This is a genomic window from Bacillus cereus group sp. MG20, from assembly GCF_040459885.1.
In the GTDB taxonomy this organism is placed as follows: Bacteria; Bacillota; Bacilli; order Bacillales; family Bacillaceae_G; genus Bacillus_A; species Bacillus_A cereus.
Genome location: NZ_JARVHF010000001.1, coordinates 1288711 through 1309232, shown reverse-complemented (window position 1 = coordinate 1309232; position 20522 = coordinate 1288711). Strand labels below are relative to the sequence as shown.

Below are 20522 nucleotides of genomic sequence, written 5' to 3'. Positions count from 1 at the left end.
TGTGTAAAAATGCAATATGTATATAGAAATAAATATAATGGAAATAAGAAAAGAGAAGCGGAGGAGTTAGTAGTGCGTGTATTAGTTAGTGGTGGGGGTACTGGTGGTCATATTTATCCAGCTCTTGCTTTAATTAGAGAAATAAAAAAGTTAAATCCAGAAGCAAGATTTTTATATATTGGTACGGAAAATGGACTAGAGAGTACAATCGTTCCAAAAGCAGGTATACCATTTCAGTCTATTGTTATAAGTGGATTTAAACGAAAAATATCATTAGATAATGTGAAAACAGTAATGCGTTTTCTAAAAGGTGTACAGGATAGTAAACGATATATTCGTCGTTTTAATCCGGATATCGTAATTGGAACGGGTGGATATGTATGTGGACCAGTTGTATACGCTGCAGCTAAATTAGGTATTCCAACTATTGTACATGAACAAAATAGTGTACCAGGTGTAACGAACAAATTTTTAAGTCGTTATGTTGATAAAGTTGCTGTTTGTTTTGAAGCAGCTACAGAGCATTTTCCAGAGTCAAAAGTGGTAATGACAGGTAATCCGCGAGCATCAGAGGTAATGGATCAAAATGGAATGAAAGGGAAACGTTCAGTTGGGCTTTCTCTTCCTAAAAAGTCTGTACTTATATTTGGTGGAAGTCGTGGAGCTAGACCGATTAACGATGCCTTCGTTGAAGCAATTGAACAGTTTGGGAACAAAAGCTACGAAATACTATATGTAACAGGTGAAGTACATTATGACAAAGTGATGGAAGCCGTGAAGCAAAAAGGGAACCCGAACAATGTTATTATTAAGCCGTTCATTCATAATATGCCAGAGGTACTAACTGGTGTAGACCTTGTTGTTTCAAGGGCTGGGGCAACAACACTTGCAGAATTAACAGCGTTAGGAAAACCAAGTGTGTTAATACCGAGTCCGTACGTAACAAATAATCATCAGGAAAAGAATGCACGTTCAGTTGTTGATAAAGGAGCGGCAAAAATGTTACTTGAAAAAGATTTAACAGCTGAAACGCTTATTCGTGATATTGATGAGATTTTATTGGATGCACAAACATTACAAAATATGAAGCTAGCTGCTAAGCAACTAGGTATTCCAGATGCAGCAAATAAGCTGTATGAAGTAATGAATAAGCTTGTAAAAAAATAAAGTGAGGCTTTAATCGGTGGGGAGTGATTCTTTCTCGTTGATTATTACCTTTCACTAATCGGATGTTTACTGGCATCCCGATTCTCGCCTAACTTCTTTGTTACCGCCGAATTTTGATTTAGGAGCTGTACTGCCCGTAAATAGAGGGATAACGTTAGGTGAACGCCCTGCATATTATTGTCATAAGGAGACTTAATATGGGGGAGATTGTCTATGGAACAATTAGTAAATGAGCTTATAGAAGCAGACGTTGGTCGTGTTTTAGTTAACGAGTCGTTAGCACGTTATACAACTATGAAAATAGGTGGACCAGCGGATATTTTAATTGTGCCAAAGCATGTAGCCGGTATTGAAAAAACATTACAGTTAGTAAAGCAATACAAAACGAAGTGGACTGTAATTGGGCGCGGTTCAAACCTTCTTGTATCTGATCAAGGCATAGAAGGTGTTGTTATTCGTTTAGGAGAAGGATTAGATCACTTAGAGGTCGAAAAACATAAGGTAAGAGTTGGTAGTGGATATCCTCTTATTAAATTGTCAACTTTACTTAGTCGTCAAGGGTTAGCTGGATTGGAGTTTGCAAGCGGTATTCCAGGAAGTGTCGGTGGTGCAGTATATATGAATGCAGGTGCACATAAATCGGATATATCGAGTGTATTATCGAAGGCTCTCATTCTGTTTGAAGACGGTACAATTGACTGGTTAATGAATAAAGAACTGGAGTTTTCTTATCGGGCATCTGTATTGCAAACGAAACGTCCTGGTATTGTTTTAGAGGCGGAGTTTCAATTACAGGCGGGAAAACGTGAAGAAATTGTACGTAGCATGCAAAATAATAAAGATTACCGCCGTGAAACGCAACCATGGAATCACCCGTGTGCAGGAAGTGTATTTCGGAATCCAATCCCACATTTTGCAGGAGATTTAGTAGAAAAAGCAGGGCTTCGTGGTTATAGGATTGGTGGAGCTCAAATTTCTGAAATGCATGGCAATTTTATTGTTAATACCGGGGGAGCTTCAGCGCAAGATGTATTGTCCTTAATTGAATTAATAAAACATACAATTAAGGATAAATTTGATGTAGATATGCATACAGAAGTAGAAATCATTGGAAGATAACGGTTATTCGTTCCGCTCATTATCATTTATGTTATAATAAGAAGATAAGAACGGCATGAGGAACATGCCGTTCTTTATGTTACATAGGGGGATCGTACATGAATAATAGTAAAGTGATTAAACTACAAGATCGTGTACCAAAATTGAAAAATCAAAAGAAAAAAAACAAAAAAAATGTTAATCATCGATTGATTTTATACATATCAATTTTATTTTTATTAGTGCTCTTTTTAATTTATTTTCGGTCTCCGCTTAGTAATATAAAAAAGATTAGTGTGTTTGGAAATCACTATATGACGGATGAGCAAGTAATGAAGGATTCAGGCGTGACATATGATACAAGTTATTTCCGAGTGACAGCACATAAAGCTGAAGAAAACTTAACGAAGCGAAAAGAAATTAAAGCAGTAAATGTAAAAAAACGTTTTCCAAACAAGATTGATATTCATATCGAAGAATATTTAACGATTGGCTATATAAATAAAGAGGGAAAATTACAACCGTTATTAGAAAATGGAAAAACGCTTGATGTACTACCTAATGGAAAACTTCCTGTTGCAGCACCGATTTTCGAACCTTTTAAAGAGGAGAAAATGAAGGAGTTAATCGCTGAACTAGAAAAATTAACACCAGCTATTTTAAAATCTATTTCGGAGATTCGCTATTCACCAACGAATGCGAATGAAGATCATCTTACTTTATATATGAATGAAGGTTATGAAGTGAGCACTACGATTCAAAATTTTGCAAAACGTATGGAAGCCTATCCGCTTATTTTAAAAACAATTGAGCCAGGTAAGAAGGTATTAATTGACTTAGAAGTAGGTGCATATACGAAAGAAGTAGGTGCGGAAGAAAAAAAAGAATAGAATGGTAGTTTTCGTTGATTATAGCAGAAAAAACAAAACGAATGTTCTATTATATGTATACGAATTTAGAAGAATGGTTCATTTGATGAAAAATATGTAAAAATTCTTAGATTCATACTAGTATTGGTACAAGTTTCACTTTTCTATGAGTACATCTTAGTGTAGACTTATACTTGGCGGTAAACTTTACACTCGAAATAGAATTATTTCAAGATAAGCAGTTATTCATAGTTTACTGCGATATTCTTAATTGAATGCTAAATAAAAATAAGAAAAATATAGGGTTAAAAAAGGGAAACGTATAAAGACGTTGAATATTTTTCTTATAAATAGTAAAGTTGCGATTGTTGTTCCATATATTGAGTTGTATGGTATAAATAAAGAAGGAGGTGCCAAAGAATGAACAGCAATGAAATATATGTTAGTCTTGACATCGGTACATCCAATGTTAAAGTCATCATTGGTGAAATGGTTAATGACAGCTTAAACATTATTGGTGTTGGAAATGTAAAATCAAATGGTTTAAAGAAGGGATCGATAGTTGATATAGACGAGACTGTTCGATCAATTAAAAAAGCAATTGAACAAGCTGAGCGCATGGTGGGAATCCACATTGAGCAAGTTGTAGTAGGTGTCAATGCAAACCAGGTACAGCTACTTCCTTGTCACGGAGTAGTCGCTGTTTCAAATGAAGATCGTGAAATCGGGAATGAAGATGTCTTACGCGTTCTAGATGCAGCACAAGTTGTGTCAATTGCTCCAGAACGTGAGTTTATTGATGTGGTACCTCGACAGTTCATCGTAGACGGTCTTGACGAGATTAACGATCCACGCGGGATGATCGGTGTAAGATTAGAAATGGAAGGTACACTTATTACAGGCTCGAGAACTTTACTACATAACCTACTTCGTTGTGTAGAAAAAGCAGGTCTTGAAATTGTTGATATTTGTCTTCAACCTTTAGCGGCTGCAACAGTTGCTATATCTTCAGATGAAAAAAATAGAGGAGTAGCCCTTGTTGATATGGGGGGAGGATCTACAACTTTATCTATTTTTAAAGATGGAGAGTTACAAGCGACGAGCGTATTACCATTAGGTGGAGACCATATAACGAAGGATATTGCGATTGGGTTGAAAACTTCAACAGAAAATGCAGATCAAATTAAGTTGAAATATGGACATGCTTTTTATGATACAGCATCTGAAGAAGAGATGTTTACGGTTCCTATTATGGGAAGTGATCAAACAGAACAATATTCTCAGTTGGAATTATCGGATATAATAGAGGCTCGTGTAGAGGAAATTTTAATGTTTGTTCAAGATGAAGTGCGTAAGTTAGGAGTAAAGCAAGTGGCTTCTGGTTATGTACTAACTGGTGGAATTGCTTCTATGCCAGGTGTTCTTGACCTTGCATATGATATTTTACATGAAAATGTTCGTGTAGCAACTCCTGATTATATTGGTGTGCGTGAGCCCCAATATACAAGTGGAGTTGGATTAATTAAACATTCTTATCAAAAAGCTAAATTACGTGGGAAAAATGTGCAGGAAAAGCAAGAGCATTTTGAACCAGTACCAGCACCAGCACCAACGCCGGTACAACAGCAACCTGCAAAACAAAAAACTCGTAATCAAAACAATAATAATCAAAATGATGACCGCATGATGTCAAAAGTAAAACGTGTATTCCGTTATTTATGGGATTAAAATTGGACACGAAAAATGAGGTTCTAGGGGGATTTCGACATGTTAGAGTTTGATACTACTCAAGATCAATTAGCGAATATAAAAGTTATCGGTGTCGGCGGTGGCGGAAACAATGCTGTAAACCGTATGATTGAACACGGTGTACAAGGTGTAGACTTTATCGCTGTGAACACTGATGCACAAGCATTAAATCTATCAAAAGCTGAAACGAAAATGCAAATTGGTGGAAAATTAACGCGTGGACTTGGTGCAGGCGCAAACCCTGAAGTAGGGAAAAAAGCTGCAGAAGAAAGTAAAGAACAGATCCAAGAAGCACTTCGTGGTGCGGATATGGTCTTCGTAACTGCCGGTATGGGCGGTGGAACTGGAACTGGTGCAGCTCCAGTTGTTGCTCAAGTTGCAAAAGAATTAGGTGCTTTAACAGTTGGTGTTGTAACACGTCCATTTACTTTTGAAGGACGTAAGCGTGCGACGCAAGCAGCATCTGGTATTGCAGCATTTAAAGAAAATGTAGATACTCTTATTGTAATTCCAAACGATCGCTTATTAGAGATTGTTGATAAAAATACGCCAATGTTAGAAGCATTCCGTGAAGCTGATAACGTATTACGTCAAGGTGTTCAAGGTATTTCGGATTTAATTGCAACGCCAGGTTTAATTAACTTAGACTTTGCAGACGTAAAGACAATTATGTCTAATAGAGGTTCTGCTTTAATGGGTATTGGTTCTGGTAACGGGGAAAATCGTGCTGCAGAAGCTGCGAAAAAAGCGATTTCTAGTCCATTACTAGAAACATCTATTGATGGAGCTCAAGGTGTTATCATGAACATTACGGGTGGCGCTAACTTAAGCTTATATGAAGTACAAGAAGCGGCAGATATCGTAGCTTCAGCTTCAGATCCAGAAGTAAATATGATCTTCGGTTCTGTTATTAACGAAGGATTAAAAGATGATATCGTTGTAACTGTAATTGCAACTGGTTTTGATGATAGCATTGCAACTCAACCACCAAAACCAATTATTCGTCCGAATGCGAACCACACGCAACAACAGCAACAACCAGTAGCTCAACCTTCAAAACAACGTGAAGTAAAACGTGAAATGAAGCGTGAAGAGCCAGTTGTACATGAGCGTCATTCAGATTCAGATGATATCGATATTCCAGCATTTTTACGTAACCGTCGTAGACGATAAAAAAAGGAGCTTTCATGCTCCTTTTTTGTTTTTTAAATGGAAAAGACCTGCTAAGCAGGTCTTTTTTTATTTCGTATATTTCAATATATTTTGTTGGTGAAAATAAGAGTATATCATTCTATGAATTTGTACTTTTATTTTTTACCGACAGATTATGTCTAGAAATCACAAAATAACAAAAAAACACCTCCGCAAATTGACACACTTTCCTATTGGATATGCATTATACTAGTCTCAACTTGAAAAAAGAGGTGAATTGTTTGGTTGTTTACGCCGACGTTGTTTGGTTGTTAAACGCCTGCATTGATTTTCTTTTGCTTTTATTAACAGCTACCGTGTTAAAAAAGAAGATCAAAAGATGGAGGCTTGTGTTAGGGGCATTTATAGGTTCAACTATTGTTATTTTTGCCTTTACTCCTTTTGCTTCTATGATGACACATCCAATTATGAAACTACTGTACTCGTTACTTATTGTGTATACAGCATTTGGGTTTACAACATTTAGAAATTATGCACAAACTGTTTTTACTTTTTACTTTGTAACCTTTATGGTTGGCGGAGGATTAATTGGAACTCATTTCTTTTTGCAAACGAATGAAATGGTAAATGGATTGGTTCAATCTCAGTCAATTTCTTACGGCGATCCAATTAGTTGGTTATTTGTTATTTTTGGTTTTCCGGTAATTTATTATTTTTCTAAAAAGCGTATTGAAAGCGTAGAGGTCACGAAAATACACTATGACCAAATTGTGAAAGTAAAAATTCAATTAGCGGAAGAAGAACTAGAACTGGCAGGTCTTATTGACAGTGGGAACCAACTTTACGACCCATTAACAAAAACACCCGTTATGATTATGCATGTTTCATCATTAGAACATTGCTTACCATCTTGGTTAACAGAACAAATTTATTCCAAAACAGAAATTCCTCAAATACCAGAAAATGATTCTGGTTGGGCGACAAAATTACGTTTAATTCCTTTCCGTGCAGTAGGAGTAGAAAGTCAATTTTTGTGGGCAATTAAGCCTGACAGTGTGCAAGTTGATCATGAAGGTAGTTCTATTGTTGTAAACAAAGTATTAATTGGATTAAATACACAACAACTGTCTACTAATGGGGAGTATCAATGTATTGTGCATCCAAAAATGTTGATTTCACAAAAAATGGTGATCGCTTAATAATGAGAGGCGGGATAATATGATGAAATTAAAATTTTATTTAGTATACCTTTGGTATAAAGTATTGCTGAAATTAGGAATTAAGACCGATGAAATTTATTATATTGGTGGAAGTGAAGCGTTGCCACCACCGTTAACGAAAGAAGAAGAGGAAGTTCTTTTGAATAAATTGCCAAAAGGAGATCAGGCAGCAAGGTCATTACTTATTGAACGCAACTTAAGGCTCGTTGTATATATAGCAAGAAAGTTTGAAAATACAGGGATAAATATTGAAGATTTAATTAGTATAGGAACAATCGGCCTTATTAAAGCGGTAAATACATTTAATCCAGAAAAGAAAATAAAATTAGCAACATATGCATCGCGTTGTATAGAAAATGAAATTTTAATGCATTTACGTCGGAATAACAAAAATCGTTCGGAAGTTTCTTTTGATGAACCGCTAAACATTGATTGGGATGGGAATGAACTATTGTTGTCTGACGTGTTAGGTACAGATGATGATATTATTACAAAAGATTTAGAAGCTACTGTAGATCGTCACCTTTTAATGAAAGCATTACACCAATTAAATGATCGTGAAAAACAAATTATGGAACTTCGGTTTGGGCTTGCTGGAGGAGAGGAAAAGACGCAAAAAGATGTGGCGGATATGCTTGGGATTTCACAGTCATACATTTCGCGTTTAGAAAAAAGAATTATAAAAAGATTACGAAAAGAATTTAATAAAATGGTGTGAAGAATAGGACCAGCCGTTATGTAGGCTGGTCTTATTCTATTTAGTTGTATTAGGAAAGATAATTTAAATGAAAAATCGTGAAAAAACCATATGCATAAAATCCCCTTCAAAGGAAATACTTTACACTGTACAGCAACTCCCGATAGGAGGGAACACTTTGACGAGAAACAAAGTAGAAATTTGCGGTGTTGATACAGCTAAACTTCCAGTATTAAAAAATGAAGAGATGCGTAAATTATTTCGTGAAATGCAAAGTGGAGAGATAAGCGCAAGAGAAAAATTAGTGAATGGAAACTTACGTCTTGTACTGAGCGTCATCCAAAGATTTAATAACAGAGGAGAATATGTTGACGATTTATTCCAAGTTGGTTGCATCGGACTTATGAAATCAATTGATAATTTTGATTTAGGCCAAAATGTAAAATTTTCAACGTATGCTGTGCCGATGATTATTGGGGAAATACGCAGATATTTGCGTGATAATAATCCGATTCGCGTATCGCGCTCATTGCGAGATATTGCGTATAAAGCTTTGCAAGTAAGAGAGAAGTTAATTGCAGAAAATTCAAAAGAACCAACAGCAATGGATATTGCAAAAGTGCTAGAAGTAACTCATGAAGAGATAGTATTTGCTTTAGATGCAATTCAAGATCCAGTTTCATTATTTGAACCGATTTATAATGATGGAGGAGATCCTATCTTTGTTATGGATCAGTTAAGTGATGAAAAACAAAAGGACGAGCAGTGGGTTGAAGAACTAGCATTGAAAGAAGGAATGAAGCGTTTAAATGATCGAGAGAAAATGATTATTAGAAAACGTTTCTTCCAAGGAAAGACACAGATGGAAGTTGCAGAAGAAATTGGGATTTCCCAAGCTCAAGTATCACGTTTAGAGAAGTCAGCCATTAAACAAATGAATAAAACGATTCAAGGATAAGGTCTCACCAATTATGGTGAGACCTTTTTATATGTAATATGGTTTGTGCTCATAGTAGGGGATTAGTGTTCATATAATGAAACTAGCATGGTGTTTCGTATAGGTGGCTTCCTGTAAATATGAGAAACAGCTTCCAATTCGTCATATAAGGGAGAGGGTAAAAATGGTGATACGAATTTCAGAGTTACAGATGAAGGATGTTATAAATATTTCAGATGGAAAAAGGATTGGGAATATTGGAGATATTGAAATTGATATGAACACAGGGCAAGTTTGTTCTGTTATTATTTCCAAACAGACACGTATGCTAGGTATTTTTGGAAAAGATGTTGAGATTGTAATTCCTTGGAAGGAAATTGTGAAAATTGGGGAGGATGTCATACTTGTAAGAGTAGATCCTGTTAATACTGTAACAGAATCAATACAAACACCGACAATTTCATAAAGAATATTACAAATTCCTCTTTTTTTTCTGTTAGGATTATGAAAAAATAAAAGTATGGTAAAATAGACAGGAAGTACCATGCTTTTTTCTGTTATTTTAATTAAAAGGAGCCGCTTTATTATGAGAGAACCATTTAAATATGTGGACGGTATACTGTATTTACAAGCGTGGAAAGAACTTGGAAACATTACTGCTGGATTTACGACAAAAGATGGTGGGATAAGTACGGGCTCCTTTCATGCGATGAATTTAGGATTACATGTGAATGATATCGTGGAGAACGTTCATGAAAACAGACGCATTTTAGCAAATAAGTTACAAAAACCATTAGAAAACTGGATTTGCTCTGAACAAGTTCATGATCATCATGTTGAAAAAGTAGGGCAACAGGAAAAAGGAAGTGGCGTTTATTCATATGAGGACGGCATTTCAAAAACAGATGGCATTTATACGAGTAATGAAGATGTTCTGTTAACGTCTTGTTACGCGGATTGTGTTCCGCTCTATTTTTATGCACCATCACATGGTATGATAGGACTTGCGCATGCTGGATGGAAAGGCACTGTACAAGAGATTGCAAAGGAAATGATTCAAAAGTGGAATGCAGAAGGTATTTCAAGTGATGAAATTCATGTTGCAATTGGACCGTCGATTGGATCTTGTTGTTATGTTGTGGATGATCGTGTATTAACAGCAGCACAGAAAGTAATTAACGGTGCTGTTCCTCATCAAAAAATTTCTGACGGGCAGTACGCAATTAATTTAAAAGAAATTAATCGTATATTATGTGTACAAGCAGGCATAAAAGAAGAGCATATTGTAATGTCATCTCTTTGTACAAGCTGTGAAGAGCAACTATTTTTCTCTCATCGTCGTGATCAAGGTAAGACAGGAAGAATGTTGAGTTTCATAGGTTTTAAGGAGGAAGGAAGCAAGTGACAGTACAAGAAAATTTAGTAATTGTAAACGAAGCTATTAAAGAATCTTGCGTTCGAGCTGGACGTTCGTTGCAAGATATTAAACTTGTTGCAGTGACAAAAACTGTAGGGATTGAAAAAACAAACGAAGTAATTGAAACTGGAATTATCGATTTAGCTGAAAATAGAAATGAAGGTTTCTTACAGAAATATGAGCATTTCGGTTCAAAAGTTAATTGGCACTTTATTGGCTCATTACAAACGAGAAAAGTAAAAGAAATCATTAATGAAATTGATTATTTACATTCGTTAGATCGTCTTTCCCTGGCGAAAGAAATTCAGAAACGTGCTGATAAGAAAGTGAAATGCTTTATTCAAGTGAAAACCTCATCTGAAGAATCGAAGCAAGGATTAGCAATAGAAGAGGTTGTTTCTTTTATTCAAAGTTTGCAAGAATTCGATAAAATTGAAGTGGTTGGACTAATGACGATGGCTCCATTTACAGAAGAAGAGGAAGAAATCAGACGCTGTTTTAAGGAATTACGTATGTTGCAAACAAAGGTGCAGGAGCTAGAGTTATTACATGCGCCATGTAAAGAATTATCAATGGGAATGTCCAACGATTACACGATTGCAATTGAAGAAGGGGCTACATATATTCGTTTGGGAACGATTTTAGTAGGAAAAGCGTAAAAGGAAGGAGAATCTTATTATGAGTTGGTCAAAAGTAAAATACTTCTTTTTTGATACACCGGAAGAAAAAGAAGCAGCTCAATATGGTTATGAAAAGGAGCAAACAGACATGAAAAAGCAGCAAGATCCACCAGAACAACAAGATGTTACGTTTCCAAAAGCGCAACCGAAGCAGAATGTTGTGAGTATTGAAACAGCAAAACAATCTTCAAAAGTTGTTTTATTAGAACCACGCACATATTCGGAAGCACAAGGGATTGCGGACCACTTAAAAGGTAGACGAGCTGTTGTAATTAATTTGCAGAGAATGTCTACTGATCAAGCGGTACGTATCGTTGACTTTTTAAGTGGTACTGTATACGCTATAGGCGGGGACATTCAAAAAATAGGACCGAAAACATTTATGTGTACACCTGAAAATGTTGATATTGTTGGTGCAATTTCAGAGTTATTCGGTGAAGAAGAAGAAACAAATATAAAGAGGTGGTAATACGCCATGACAACAGTTTTAATGGTGTTAAGTTCTGCTATCGAGATTTACTCGTGGGCACTGATTATTTACATTCTCCTATCATGGTTTCCTGGTGCAAAGGAATCATCTTTTGGAGAGTTCTTGGCGCGAATTTGTGAACCGTATTTAGAACCATTCCGCAGATTTATTCCGCCGCTTGGTATGATTGATATTTCTCCACTCGTTGCGATTTTTGCGTTAAAACTTGCTAAAAGTGGTTTGTTCAGTTTGTTCAGCTATTTCTTATAGTAAGAGGTTAAATACATGAGCATTTACGAACATTTTAGGCCTGATGAAGAGGTCTTTGTAGATAAAGTGCTGGAGTGGAAGCGAACAGCGGAGTACCATCAAGTGAAATTAACAGATTTCCTTGATCCAAGACAGCAACAAATTGTTTCTATGGTAATTGGACAAGGAGATGTCGCTGTGCAATTTGGTGGTGCAACGCCTAATGCAGAGCGTAAAAGAGCACTCATTTATCCAGACTATCTAGAATTAAATGAAGAAGAATTTCAAGTAGAAGTATTAGAAATTGACTATCCTTCCAAGTTTTATACGCTAGAACATAGGCAAATATTAGGTACATTTATGTCTCTTGGTTTAACGAGAGAAAAATGTGGTGATATTTTGCTGCAAGAAAATCGTGCCCAAATTGTAGTTGCGAAAGAAATCGTATCGTACATTGAGATGAACTTACAAGCAATAGGAAAAGTAAAAGTCTCCTTATCAGCAGTGCAAGGAGAACAAATTCTACAAATACATGAAACGTGGGGGGAGAAATCTGGAACGGTTTCTTCACTTCGTTTAGATGTTATGTTAGCTGAAATGCTACATTTATCTAGACAGAAAGTACAACCTTTCATAAAAAATGGTTTAGTAAAAGTCAATTGGAAAACAGTGGAGCAAACTTCTTATGAATGTTATCCAGGAGACGTTTTTTCTGTTAGAGGATATGGCCGAAGTAAATTATTTTCTGTAGAAGGTAGAACAAAACGCGACAAATGGAGAATTTTGTATGGTATACTAAAATGATTGGTTTTTTAGAAGGAAATCCTCCTATTTTGTCGAAGAAAAGATATAATTGAAAGAGGAAATTTAGATAACTACTTGGAGGTGGCGTTGTGCCGTTAACACCATTAGATATTCATAACAAAGAATTTGGTCGCGGATTCCGTGGCTATGATGAAGATCAAGTAAATGAGTTTCTTGATCAAATTATCAAAGATTATGAATTGGTCATTCGTGAGAAAAAAGCTTTAGAAGAAAAAGTTGCGCAGTTAGAAGGGAAGTTAGATCATTTCTCTAATATTGAAGATACGTTAAACAAATCTATCGTTGTTGCGCAAGAAGCAGCGGAAGAAGTAAAACGTAATGCGCAAAAAGAAGCGAAATTAATTGTGCGTGAAGCTGAAAAGAATGCTGATCGTATTATTAACGAAGCATTAGTAAAATCAAGAAAAGTTGCTTTTGATATTGAAGAGCTAAAGAAACAAGCGAAAGTATTCCGAACTCGTTTCCGTATGTTATTAGAAACACAGCTTGAAATGTTAAACAACGATGATTGGGATAAACTAATTGAGTTAGAAGACGAAGTAGATGAACTGTTGAAAAAAGAAGAAACAGTGTAAGCTTGACGTTTTTCTCATTATTACATATAATTTTAAACAACATATTTATTAAGAAAAACGAAGATAGGGATAAGTACCTTTTCAAACCTTATATAGCGAACTGAGGATGGTGTAAGCTCAGGATAAGGAGATAGTGGGAATATCACCCTGGAGTTCCGCGCTGAACAAATAGAGTAAGCGTAGGCGTGTATTCGCGTTAAGAATATAAAGAGGATTCTATACATATGTATATGATCTACTAGGGTGGTACCGCGGGAGACTTTCTCGTCCCTTTTTGGGATGAGAAAGTCTCTTTTTTATTCCGTTTTTTAAGTATTTCTTTTATACATGTAAGGAGGAATTGAGCATGGAGTACAAAAATACATTACTGATGCCGAAAACAGAGTTCCCAATGCGTGGGAACTTACCAAAACGTGAGCCTGCAATGCAAGAAAAATGGGCTGAAATGAATATTTACGAAAAAGTACAAGAACATACAAAAGGTCGTCCTTTATTTGTATTGCATGATGGACCTCCATATGCGAATGGTGACATTCATATGGGACATGCATTAAATAAAGTATTAAAAGACTTTATTGTTCGTTATAAATCAATGACTGGTTTTAGTGCGCCATATGTTCCAGGATGGGATACGCACGGTTTACCAATTGAACAAGCTTTAACAAATAAAGGCGTAAAACGTAAAGAAATGACAGTTGCTGAGTTCCGTAAGTTATGTGCAGAGTATGCATATGAACAAGTAGAACGTCAACGTGAACAATTTAAGCGTTTAGGTGTACGTGCAGATTGGGATAATCCATATATTACTTTAGAGTCAGCTTATGAAGCACAACAAATTAAAGTGTTTGGTGACATGGCGAAAAAAGGTTATATCTATAAAGGTCAAAAACCAGTTTACTGGTCTCCAACGAGTGAATCTGCTTTAGCAGAAGCTGAAATTGAATATCAAGATAAAAAATCAGCATCTATTTACGTAGCATTCCCTGTAAAAGATGGAAAGAATGTATTAGAAGGTGATGAAAAGTATATCATTTGGACAACAACACCTTGGACATTACCTGCAAACTTAGGTATTTCTGTTCACCCAGAGCTTGAATATAGTATTGTAAAAGTAAATGATGAGAAATATATCATTGCTTCTGAGCTGTTTGAGACAGTTGCAAAAACGTTAGAGTGGGAAAATGCTGAAGTTGTGAAAACAGTAAAAGGTAGCGAACTTGAGTACACAGTTGCAAAACATCCATTCTACGATCGTGATTCATTAGTTATGCTAGGAGATCACGTAACAACAGATGCAGGTACAGGTTGTGTTCATACAGCACCAGGACACGGGGAAGATGACTTCGTTGTTGGTAAAAAGTATGGATTAGAAGTACTTTGCCCAGTCGATGATAAAGGTGTATTAACAAATGAAGCACCTGGATTTGAAGGCTTATTCTATGATAAAGCTAACAAGCCAATTACAGAAAAATTAGAAGAAGTAGGCGCGTTACTGAAACTAACATTCATTACACATTCATACCCACATGATTGGAGAACGAAAAAACCAATTATTTTCCGTGCGACAGCACAGTGGTTTGCATCTATTGAAGCATTCCGTAAAGAATTAATAGAAGCTGTAGCGGAAACGAAATGGGTACCAGCATGGGGAGAAACTCGTATTCATAATATGGTTCGTGACCGTGGTGACTGGTGTATTTCTCGTCAGCGTGCATGGGGTGTGCCAATTCCGGTATTCTATGCTGAGAATGGTGATCCAATTATTACGGATGAAACAATTAACCATGTAGCAGATTTATTCCGTGAACACGGTTCTAACGTATGGTTCGAGCGTGAAGCGAAAGATCTATTACCAGAAGGATTTACACATCCGGGTAGCCCAAATGGCGAATTCCGTAAAGAAACAGACATCATGGATGTATGGTTCGATTCAGGTTCTTCTCACCAAGCGGTATTAGAAGAGCGCGAAGATTTACAGCGTCCAGCTGATTTATATTTAGAAGGATCTGACCAGTATCGTGGTTGGTTTAACTCTTCATTATCAACAGCAGTTGCTGTAACAGGTAAAGCTCCATATAAAGGCGTATTAAGTCACGGTTTCGTACTAGATGGTGAAGGACGTAAAATGAGTAAGTCGATTGGAAACATCGTCGTACCGAAGAAAATTATGGATCAATTAGGCGGAGACATTTTACGCTTATGGGTATCTTCTGTTGACTATCAATCTGACGTACGTATTTCAGATGATATTTTAAAACAAGTAGCAGAAGTGTATCGTAAAATCCGTAACACATTCCGTTTCTTATTAGGAAACTTAGACGACTTTAAGCCAAGTGAAAATGCAGTAGCTGTAGCTGAACTTCGTGAAGTAGATCGTTACATGTTAGTGAAATTAAATGACTTAATTACAAAAGTTAAAGAAGCATATGAAACATACGACTTCGCTGCTGTGTATCATGCAATTCATAACTTCTGTACAATTGATTTAAGTTCATTCTACTTAGACTTTGCAAAAGACATTTTATACATTGAAGGTGCAAATCACGAAGATCGTCGTGCAATTCAAACTGTATTATATGATGTTCTTGTTGCGTTAACGAAACTTGTAACACCAATCTTACCGCATACAGCTGATGAAGTATGGCCATACATTCCAGGCGTAACAGAAGAAAGTGTACAATTAACTGATATGCCAGAAGCTGTACAATTAGATGAAGCGGAAGCGTTAAAAACAAAATGGGATGCATTTATGACATTACGTGATGACGTGTTAAAAGCACTAGAAGTAGCTCGTAATGAAAAAGTAATCGGTAAGTCATTAAATGCAAGCATTACGCTATATCCAACTGCAGAAATGAAAGCTATGTTAGAGTCTATTAGCGAAGACTTAAAGCAATTATTCATCGTTTCTGAGTATAAACTTGGTGGTATGATGGATGAAGCGCCAGCAGATGCACCGAAGTATGAACATACAGCGGTTGTTGTTGCTCAAGCAACTGGTGAAACATGTGAACGTTGTTGGGTAGTTTCAGAAACAATTGGTAAAGATGCTGAACATGAAACATTATGTGAGCGTTGTGCAACAGTTGTTAAAGAAAACTATGTAAAATAATAAAAAACTGACTGCTATTCATGCAGTCAGTTTTTTTGTTGATGGCATATCAAAAAAACTTTTCAGACTCTTTCCTGTGAAGGAAAAATGTGTGTGAGGTAAGCAAATAAATTTCGGACACACTAACTGTACATTACAGCTAGGAGGAATGTACACGTGAATGAGATTTACATGGAAATAAAAGAAGAATTGCAATTGATGAGAAAAGAGTTGCAAGAGAGACTAGCTAAAGAAGTAATGCACAAATATGATGTCGAGTTCAGCCAAGAGCTTGGATATGAAATTAAGGAAGAGATAAAGAAAAAATTGCTATTACATGATATAAAAGAGGATTTAAAGGATGTAGAACGCGCATTATTTAAAATGGAAATAGACATGTACGGTATTTGTGAAGAGACGGGGAGATTAATTTCGACAAAGCAAATGAAGACAATGCCGACTGCTCGTACGATTCATGAATTCTTCTATGAAAAGGTAAATGTATGAATACGCACAACGATATTATATTACCTTTTTTTAATTTATTTTATTCTTCTATAAAGGTTCATTGTGAAAAGGTAGCAGCTATGCTAAAATTTTGAGGTACACTGTCTTTGTGGGGGAAATGAAAATGATATATTATGTAATAGCGTTATTTGTCATTGCTATCGATCAAATATCGAAGTGGTTAATTGTAAAGAACATGGAATTGGGTACGAGTATTCCGATTATCGACAATGTATTATACATAACATCACATCGAAATAGAGGCGCTGCTTGGGGTATTTTAGAAAATAAAATGTGGTTCTTCTACATTATTACAGTTGTTTTTGTAGTGTTTATCGTATTTTATATGAAAAAGTATGCGAAAACAGACAAGCTTCTAGGTATTTCGTTAGGTCTAATTTTGGGCGGGGCAATTGGTAACTTTATTGATCGTGTATTTAGACAAGAAGTAGTGGATTTCATTCACGTGTATATTTTCTCGTACAACTATCCAGTATTCAATATAGCTGATTCAGCATTATGTATTGGTGTTGTATTAATTATTATTCAAACATTATTAGAAGGCAAGAAAGCGAAGGAGTAATTGAATGAGTGAAGTAGTACAAGTAACAGTTGCAGCAGAGCAAAAAAACGAGCGAATTGATAAATTCGTTACAGGGATAAATAACGAATGGTCACGTTCACAAGTACAGCAATGGATTAAAGATGATGTTGTGACAGTGAACGGGAAAGCAGTAAAAGTGAATTATAAAGTAAAAGAAGAAGATGAAATTACAGTAACGATTCCTGAGCCAGAAGCGCTAGATATTCAACCAGAGGATTTAAATTTAGAAATTTATTATGAAGATGCAGATGTGCTTGTTGTAAATAAGCCACGTGGCATGGTTGTACATCCAGCACCAGGGCATACAAGTGGTACACTTGTAAACGGCCTTATGCACCATTGTACAGACTTATCAGGCATTAACGGTGTAATGCGTCCAGGTATCGTGCATCGTATTGATAAAGATACATCTGGACTATTAATGGTTGCTAAAAATGATATGGCACATGAATCGCTTGTAAATCAGCTTGTAGCCAAAACAGTAACGAGACGTTACAAAGCGATTGTACACGGTGTGATTCCGCATGATAAGGGAACTATCGATGCACCAATTGGTCGTGATAAGAAAGAGCGTCAAAGTATGACAGTTGATGAAAATGGTAAGAACGCTGTTACGCACTTCCAAGTGTTAGAACGTTTTAAAGACTTTACACTTGTAGAATGTCGCTTAGAAACGGGACGTACGCACCAAATTCGTGTTCATATGAAATATATTGGCTATCCACTTGCAGGAGATCCGAAGTATGGTCCGAAGAAAACATTAGATATGAATGGACAAGCACTTCATGCGGGTATTTTAGGCTTTGATCATCCTCGTACTGGTGAATATATTCAGTTTGAGGCACCGATTCCAGAAGTGTTTGAAGACGCATTAAATATTTTACGAAAATAGTATTGACAAATCATAAGAAAACTGAGATACTGACAACAGTTAAATAATGATCCTTTAACACAGCCCCGTGAGGTTGAGAAGGTAACGGTTTGAAATACTTAGGGTATGTTGTACCCTTTTTTCAAAAGTCCTCTCGCACACGCTGAGAGGACTTTTTTTATACCATTACTCTCACGCAAGAAAAAAAGCTTGGAGGTGTAGAGCATGCAAGAGAAAGCTGTCGTTTTAGATGACCAAATGATTCGCCGCGCTTTAACACGAATTAGTCATGAAATCGTGGAACGAAATAAAGGTGTCGATAATTGTGTTCTTGTCGGAATTAAAACTCGTGGAATTTTTATTGCACAACGTTTGGCAGAACGAATTGGTCAAATTGAAGGAAAAGAAATGGAAGTTGGAGAGTTAGACATTACGTTATATCGTGATGATTTAACACTACAATCCAAAAATAAAGAACCACTTGTAAAAGGTTCTGATATCCCTGTAGATATTACGAAGAAAAAAGTTATCCTCGTTGATGACGTATTATATACAGGAAGAACAGTTCGAGCAGCAATGGATGCTCTTATGGATTTAGGTAGACCATCTCAAATTCAATTGGCAGTTCTTGTTGATAGAGGTCATCGTGAATTACCAATTCGCGCTGATTATGTAGGAAAGAACATTCCAACATCAAGTGAAGAGCGTATCGAAGTTGATTTGCAAGAGACAGATCAACAAGATCGAGTAAGCATATACGATAAGTAAAGCCCTTTTAAATGTAGTCCTGTGAGGCTGCCAAAGGGTCTTGGCTTTCATATGTCAAATTTGGCATACGAAAGTATAGGACTCTTTGTGCACAGGCACAAAGAGTTTTTTTATTGCAAAGATTTAAACTGAAGGAGGATGTAACAATGGAACAAAAGCCAGTGTTAGACGTTAATGAAGTACCGAAACCGGGAAAATGGTTATTTTTAAGTATACAACATTTGTTCGCGATGTTTGGATCAACAGTGCTTGTTCCGTTTTTAACAGGATTGAATCCATCAGTAGCATTAATATCAAGTGGATTAGGAACGATAGCGTTTCTTCTTATAACGAAAGGTCAAGTACCAGCATATTTAGGATCATCATTCGCCTTTATCGCACCGATTATAACAGCGAAAACGGCAGGTGGGCCGGGAGCAGCAATGCTTGGTGGTTTGCTAGCAGGGCTTGTGTACATCTTAATCTCACTCGGAATTAAGAAATCAGGATCAGAGTGGATTATGAAACTACTACCACCAATCGTAGTTGGTCCAGTAGTAATGGTAATCGGTCTAGCTTTAGCACATACAGCAGTTAACATGGCGATGAACGGTGCGGATGGCAAATACAGCTTTACACATTTTTCAGTAGCATTAGTAACATTAGCAATTACAATCATTTGCTCGATATTCGGAAGAGGATTTTTCAGTATCATACCAGTGTTACTTGGCATTATCGGCGGATATATCTTCGCTTACTTCCAAGGGCTAGTAGACTTAAAGCCGGTGGCTGAGGCAAAATGGTTTGTTGTACCAGATTTCACAGTACCATTTGTAACATACACACCAGAGTTTTCATGGAAGATTGTACTCTTGATGGTACCAGTTGCACTAGTAACAATATCAGAACATATCGGACATCAAATTGTACTTGGAAATGTTATTAAAAGAGATTTAATTGAAAAACCAGGTTTACACCGTTCGATCTTCGGTGACGGAGTAGCAACATTAATTGCATCACTAATCGGTGGGCCACCGAATACAACGTATGGTGAAAACATCGGTGTGCTAGCAATTACGAGAGCATACAGTGTATACTTATTCATCGGTTCAGCAGTATTCGCAATCATGTTCGGATTTATCGGTAAGATTTCTGCACTGATTCATTCGATCCCAACACCAGTTATGGGCGGGGTATCAATCTTACTATTCGGTGTAATCGCATCAAGCGGATTACGCATGATGGTAGATGATAAAACAGATTTAAGTGACAAACGAAACTTAATGATTGCATCAGTAATACTAGTAATCGGTATTGGTGGAGCGGTACTTCACGTAGGGGATTCATTCCAAGTCGAAGGAATGGCGCTTGCAGCAATTGTAGGTGTACTGTTAAATCTACTACTACCAGAAACAAAACAAGAAAAACATACAAAACAATCTAAGCAGATTGCTTCATAAAAATAACCTTTTAATTCAGTCCTGTGAGACAGAAAAGGGTGGCTTCTTCCTTGCACCCTAGTCTTACATGACTAGGGTATTTTTATGCAAAGGTTGTTATAAAAATACAAAAGTGGTAACATAAAAATCAGAAAGATG

Annotated in this window: 21 protein-coding genes and 1 other annotated feature; all 21 genes read left to right on the top strand. The window is 36.4% G+C overall.

The window, feature by feature from the left end; all coding sequences use genetic code 11:
• The first annotated feature begins 72 nt into the window (after positions 1-72).
• The 21 genes from murG to uraA all read left to right on the top strand — a co-directional run bounded on the left by murG (position 73) and on the right by uraA (position 20384).
• Positions 73-1167 carry an undecaprenyldiphospho-muramoylpentapeptide beta-N-acetylglucosaminyltransferase gene (gene murG, locus QCI81_RS06510; RefSeq protein ID WP_024927913.1) on the top strand — a complete coding sequence of 365 codons (1095 nt, stop codon included), beginning with the start codon at positions 73-75 and terminating at the stop codon, positions 1165-1167.
• Between the two features lie 213 nt (positions 1168-1380).
• Positions 1381-2286, top strand: coding sequence for a UDP-N-acetylmuramate dehydrogenase (gene murB / locus QCI81_RS06505; protein WP_000437027.1), 906 nt, complete (start codon positions 1381-1383; stop codon positions 2284-2286).
• 98 nt (positions 2287-2384) lie between these two features.
• On the top strand, positions 2385-3155 hold the full coding sequence (gene divIB / locus QCI81_RS06500; protein ID WP_071729778.1) for a cell division protein DivIB: 771 nt from the start codon (positions 2385-2387) through the stop codon (positions 3153-3155).
• A gap of 399 nt (positions 3156-3554) precedes the next feature.
• The gene (ftsA, locus tag QCI81_RS06495) at positions 3555-4862 is read left to right on the top strand and encodes a cell division protein FtsA (protein WP_001087557.1); all 1308 of its coding nucleotides are present in this window, start codon (positions 3555-3557) and stop codon (positions 4860-4862) included.
• Between the two features lie 39 nt (positions 4863-4901).
• Entirely contained in the window at positions 4902-6056 is a 1155-nt protein-coding gene (ftsZ, locus tag QCI81_RS06490; RefSeq protein ID WP_000888984.1) for a cell division protein FtsZ, read from the top strand.
• Between the two features lie 260 nt (positions 6057-6316).
• The gene (spoIIGA, locus tag QCI81_RS06485; RefSeq protein WP_000261975.1) at positions 6317-7234 is read left to right on the top strand and encodes a sigma-E processing peptidase SpoIIGA; all 918 of its coding nucleotides are present in this window, start codon (positions 6317-6319) and stop codon (positions 7232-7234) included.
• 19 nt (positions 7235-7253) lie between these two features.
• A complete protein-coding gene (gene sigE, locus QCI81_RS06480) occupies positions 7254-7973 on the top strand; it encodes an RNA polymerase sporulation sigma factor SigE (protein WP_000976948.1) in 720 nt (239 codons plus the stop codon).
• Positions 7974-8130: 157 nt separating this feature from the next.
• The gene (gene sigG, locus QCI81_RS06475; protein WP_000197755.1) at positions 8131-8910 is read left to right on the top strand and encodes an RNA polymerase sporulation sigma factor SigG; all 780 of its coding nucleotides are present in this window, start codon (positions 8131-8133) and stop codon (positions 8908-8910) included.
• A gap of 163 nt (positions 8911-9073) precedes the next feature.
• Entirely contained in the window at positions 9074-9355 is a 282-nt protein-coding gene (locus QCI81_RS06470; RefSeq protein WP_000236749.1) for a YlmC/YmxH family sporulation protein, read from the top strand.
• Between the two features lie 120 nt (positions 9356-9475).
• On the top strand, positions 9476-10294 hold the full coding sequence (pgeF, locus tag QCI81_RS06465) for a peptidoglycan editing factor PgeF (RefSeq protein ID WP_001209012.1): 819 nt from the start codon (positions 9476-9478) through the stop codon (positions 10292-10294).
• Positions 10291-10965, top strand: coding sequence for a YggS family pyridoxal phosphate-dependent enzyme (locus QCI81_RS06460; protein ID WP_071729780.1), 675 nt, complete (start codon positions 10291-10293; stop codon positions 10963-10965). The genes pgeF and QCI81_RS06460 overlap by 4 nt, the downstream gene beginning before the upstream one ends.
• A gap of 19 nt (positions 10966-10984) precedes the next feature.
• Positions 10985-11455, top strand: a complete 471-nt coding sequence (locus QCI81_RS06455; RefSeq protein ID WP_000119129.1) for a cell division protein SepF — start codon at positions 10985-10987, stop codon at positions 11453-11455.
• Between the two features lie 6 nt (positions 11456-11461).
• Positions 11462-11725, top strand: coding sequence for a YggT family protein (locus QCI81_RS06450; RefSeq protein WP_000214324.1), 264 nt, complete (start codon positions 11462-11464; stop codon positions 11723-11725).
• Positions 11726-11740: 15 nt separating this feature from the next.
• A complete protein-coding gene (locus QCI81_RS06445) occupies positions 11741-12508 on the top strand; it encodes a YlmH family RNA-binding protein (protein ID WP_000029713.1) in 768 nt (255 codons plus the stop codon).
• A gap of 89 nt (positions 12509-12597) precedes the next feature.
• Positions 12598-13104, top strand: a complete 507-nt coding sequence (gene divIVA, locus QCI81_RS06440) for a septum site-determining protein DivIVA (protein WP_001131611.1) — start codon at positions 12598-12600, stop codon at positions 13102-13104.
• Positions 13105-13155: 51 nt separating this feature from the next.
• Positions 13156-13379, top strand: a binding site (T-box leader).
• A 71-nt stretch (positions 13380-13450) separates the two neighbouring features.
• Complete coding sequence (gene ileS2 / locus QCI81_RS06435; RefSeq protein ID WP_353810643.1) at positions 13451-16216, top strand: isoleucine--tRNA ligase; 2766 nt, start codon at positions 13451-13453, stop codon at positions 16214-16216.
• A 156-nt stretch (positions 16217-16372) separates the two neighbouring features.
• Positions 16373-16702, top strand: coding sequence for a TraR/DksA C4-type zinc finger protein (locus tag QCI81_RS06430; protein ID WP_001002956.1), 330 nt, complete (start codon positions 16373-16375; stop codon positions 16700-16702).
• Between the two features lie 124 nt (positions 16703-16826).
• Positions 16827-17285: a lipoprotein signal peptidase LspA gene (lspA, locus tag QCI81_RS06425; protein WP_000642180.1), complete on the top strand. Its 459-nt coding sequence runs from the start codon at positions 16827-16829 to the stop codon at positions 17283-17285.
• A 4-nt stretch (positions 17286-17289) separates the two neighbouring features.
• A complete protein-coding gene (locus tag QCI81_RS06420) occupies positions 17290-18198 on the top strand; it encodes an RluA family pseudouridine synthase (RefSeq protein WP_000005832.1) in 909 nt (302 codons plus the stop codon).
• 204 nt (positions 18199-18402) lie between these two features.
• Positions 18403-18945: a bifunctional pyrimidine operon transcriptional regulator/uracil phosphoribosyltransferase gene (gene pyrR, locus QCI81_RS06415; protein WP_001156491.1), complete on the top strand. Its 543-nt coding sequence runs from the start codon at positions 18403-18405 to the stop codon at positions 18943-18945.
• A 146-nt stretch (positions 18946-19091) separates the two neighbouring features.
• The gene (gene uraA / locus QCI81_RS06410) at positions 19092-20384 is read left to right on the top strand and encodes a uracil permease (RefSeq protein ID WP_071729783.1); all 1293 of its coding nucleotides are present in this window, start codon (positions 19092-19094) and stop codon (positions 20382-20384) included.
• Positions 20385-20522 lie beyond the last annotated feature (138 nt).

Coding starts and splice junctions, on each gene's coding strand:
- murB (WP_000437027.1), top strand. CDS start 1,381: ATGGAACAATTAGTAAATGAGCTTATAGAAGCAGACGTTGGTCGTGTT.
- divIB (WP_071729778.1), top strand. CDS start 2,385: ATGAATAATAGTAAAGTGATTAAACTACAAGATCGTGTACCAAAATTG.
- ftsA (WP_001087557.1), top strand. CDS start 3,555: ATGAACAGCAATGAAATATATGTTAGTCTTGACATCGGTACATCCAAT.
- ftsZ (WP_000888984.1), top strand. CDS start 4,902: ATGTTAGAGTTTGATACTACTCAAGATCAATTAGCGAATATAAAAGTT.
- sigE (WP_000976948.1), top strand. CDS start 7,254: ATGATGAAATTAAAATTTTATTTAGTATACCTTTGGTATAAAGTATTG.
- QCI81_RS06470 (WP_000236749.1), top strand. CDS start 9,074: ATGGTGATACGAATTTCAGAGTTACAGATGAAGGATGTTATAAATATT.
- pgeF (WP_001209012.1), top strand. CDS start 9,476: ATGAGAGAACCATTTAAATATGTGGACGGTATACTGTATTTACAAGCG.
- QCI81_RS06455 (WP_000119129.1), top strand. CDS start 10,985: ATGAGTTGGTCAAAAGTAAAATACTTCTTTTTTGATACACCGGAAGAA.
- QCI81_RS06450 (WP_000214324.1), top strand. CDS start 11,462: ATGACAACAGTTTTAATGGTGTTAAGTTCTGCTATCGAGATTTACTCG.
- QCI81_RS06445 (WP_000029713.1), top strand. CDS start 11,741: ATGAGCATTTACGAACATTTTAGGCCTGATGAAGAGGTCTTTGTAGAT.
- ileS2 (WP_353810643.1), top strand. CDS start 13,451: ATGGAGTACAAAAATACATTACTGATGCCGAAAACAGAGTTCCCAATG.
- lspA (WP_000642180.1), top strand. CDS start 16,827: ATGATATATTATGTAATAGCGTTATTTGTCATTGCTATCGATCAAATA.
- QCI81_RS06420 (WP_000005832.1), top strand. CDS start 17,290: ATGAGTGAAGTAGTACAAGTAACAGTTGCAGCAGAGCAAAAAAACGAG.
- pyrR (WP_001156491.1), top strand. CDS start 18,403: ATGCAAGAGAAAGCTGTCGTTTTAGATGACCAAATGATTCGCCGCGCT.
- uraA (WP_071729783.1), top strand. CDS start 19,092: ATGGAACAAAAGCCAGTGTTAGACGTTAATGAAGTACCGAAACCGGGA.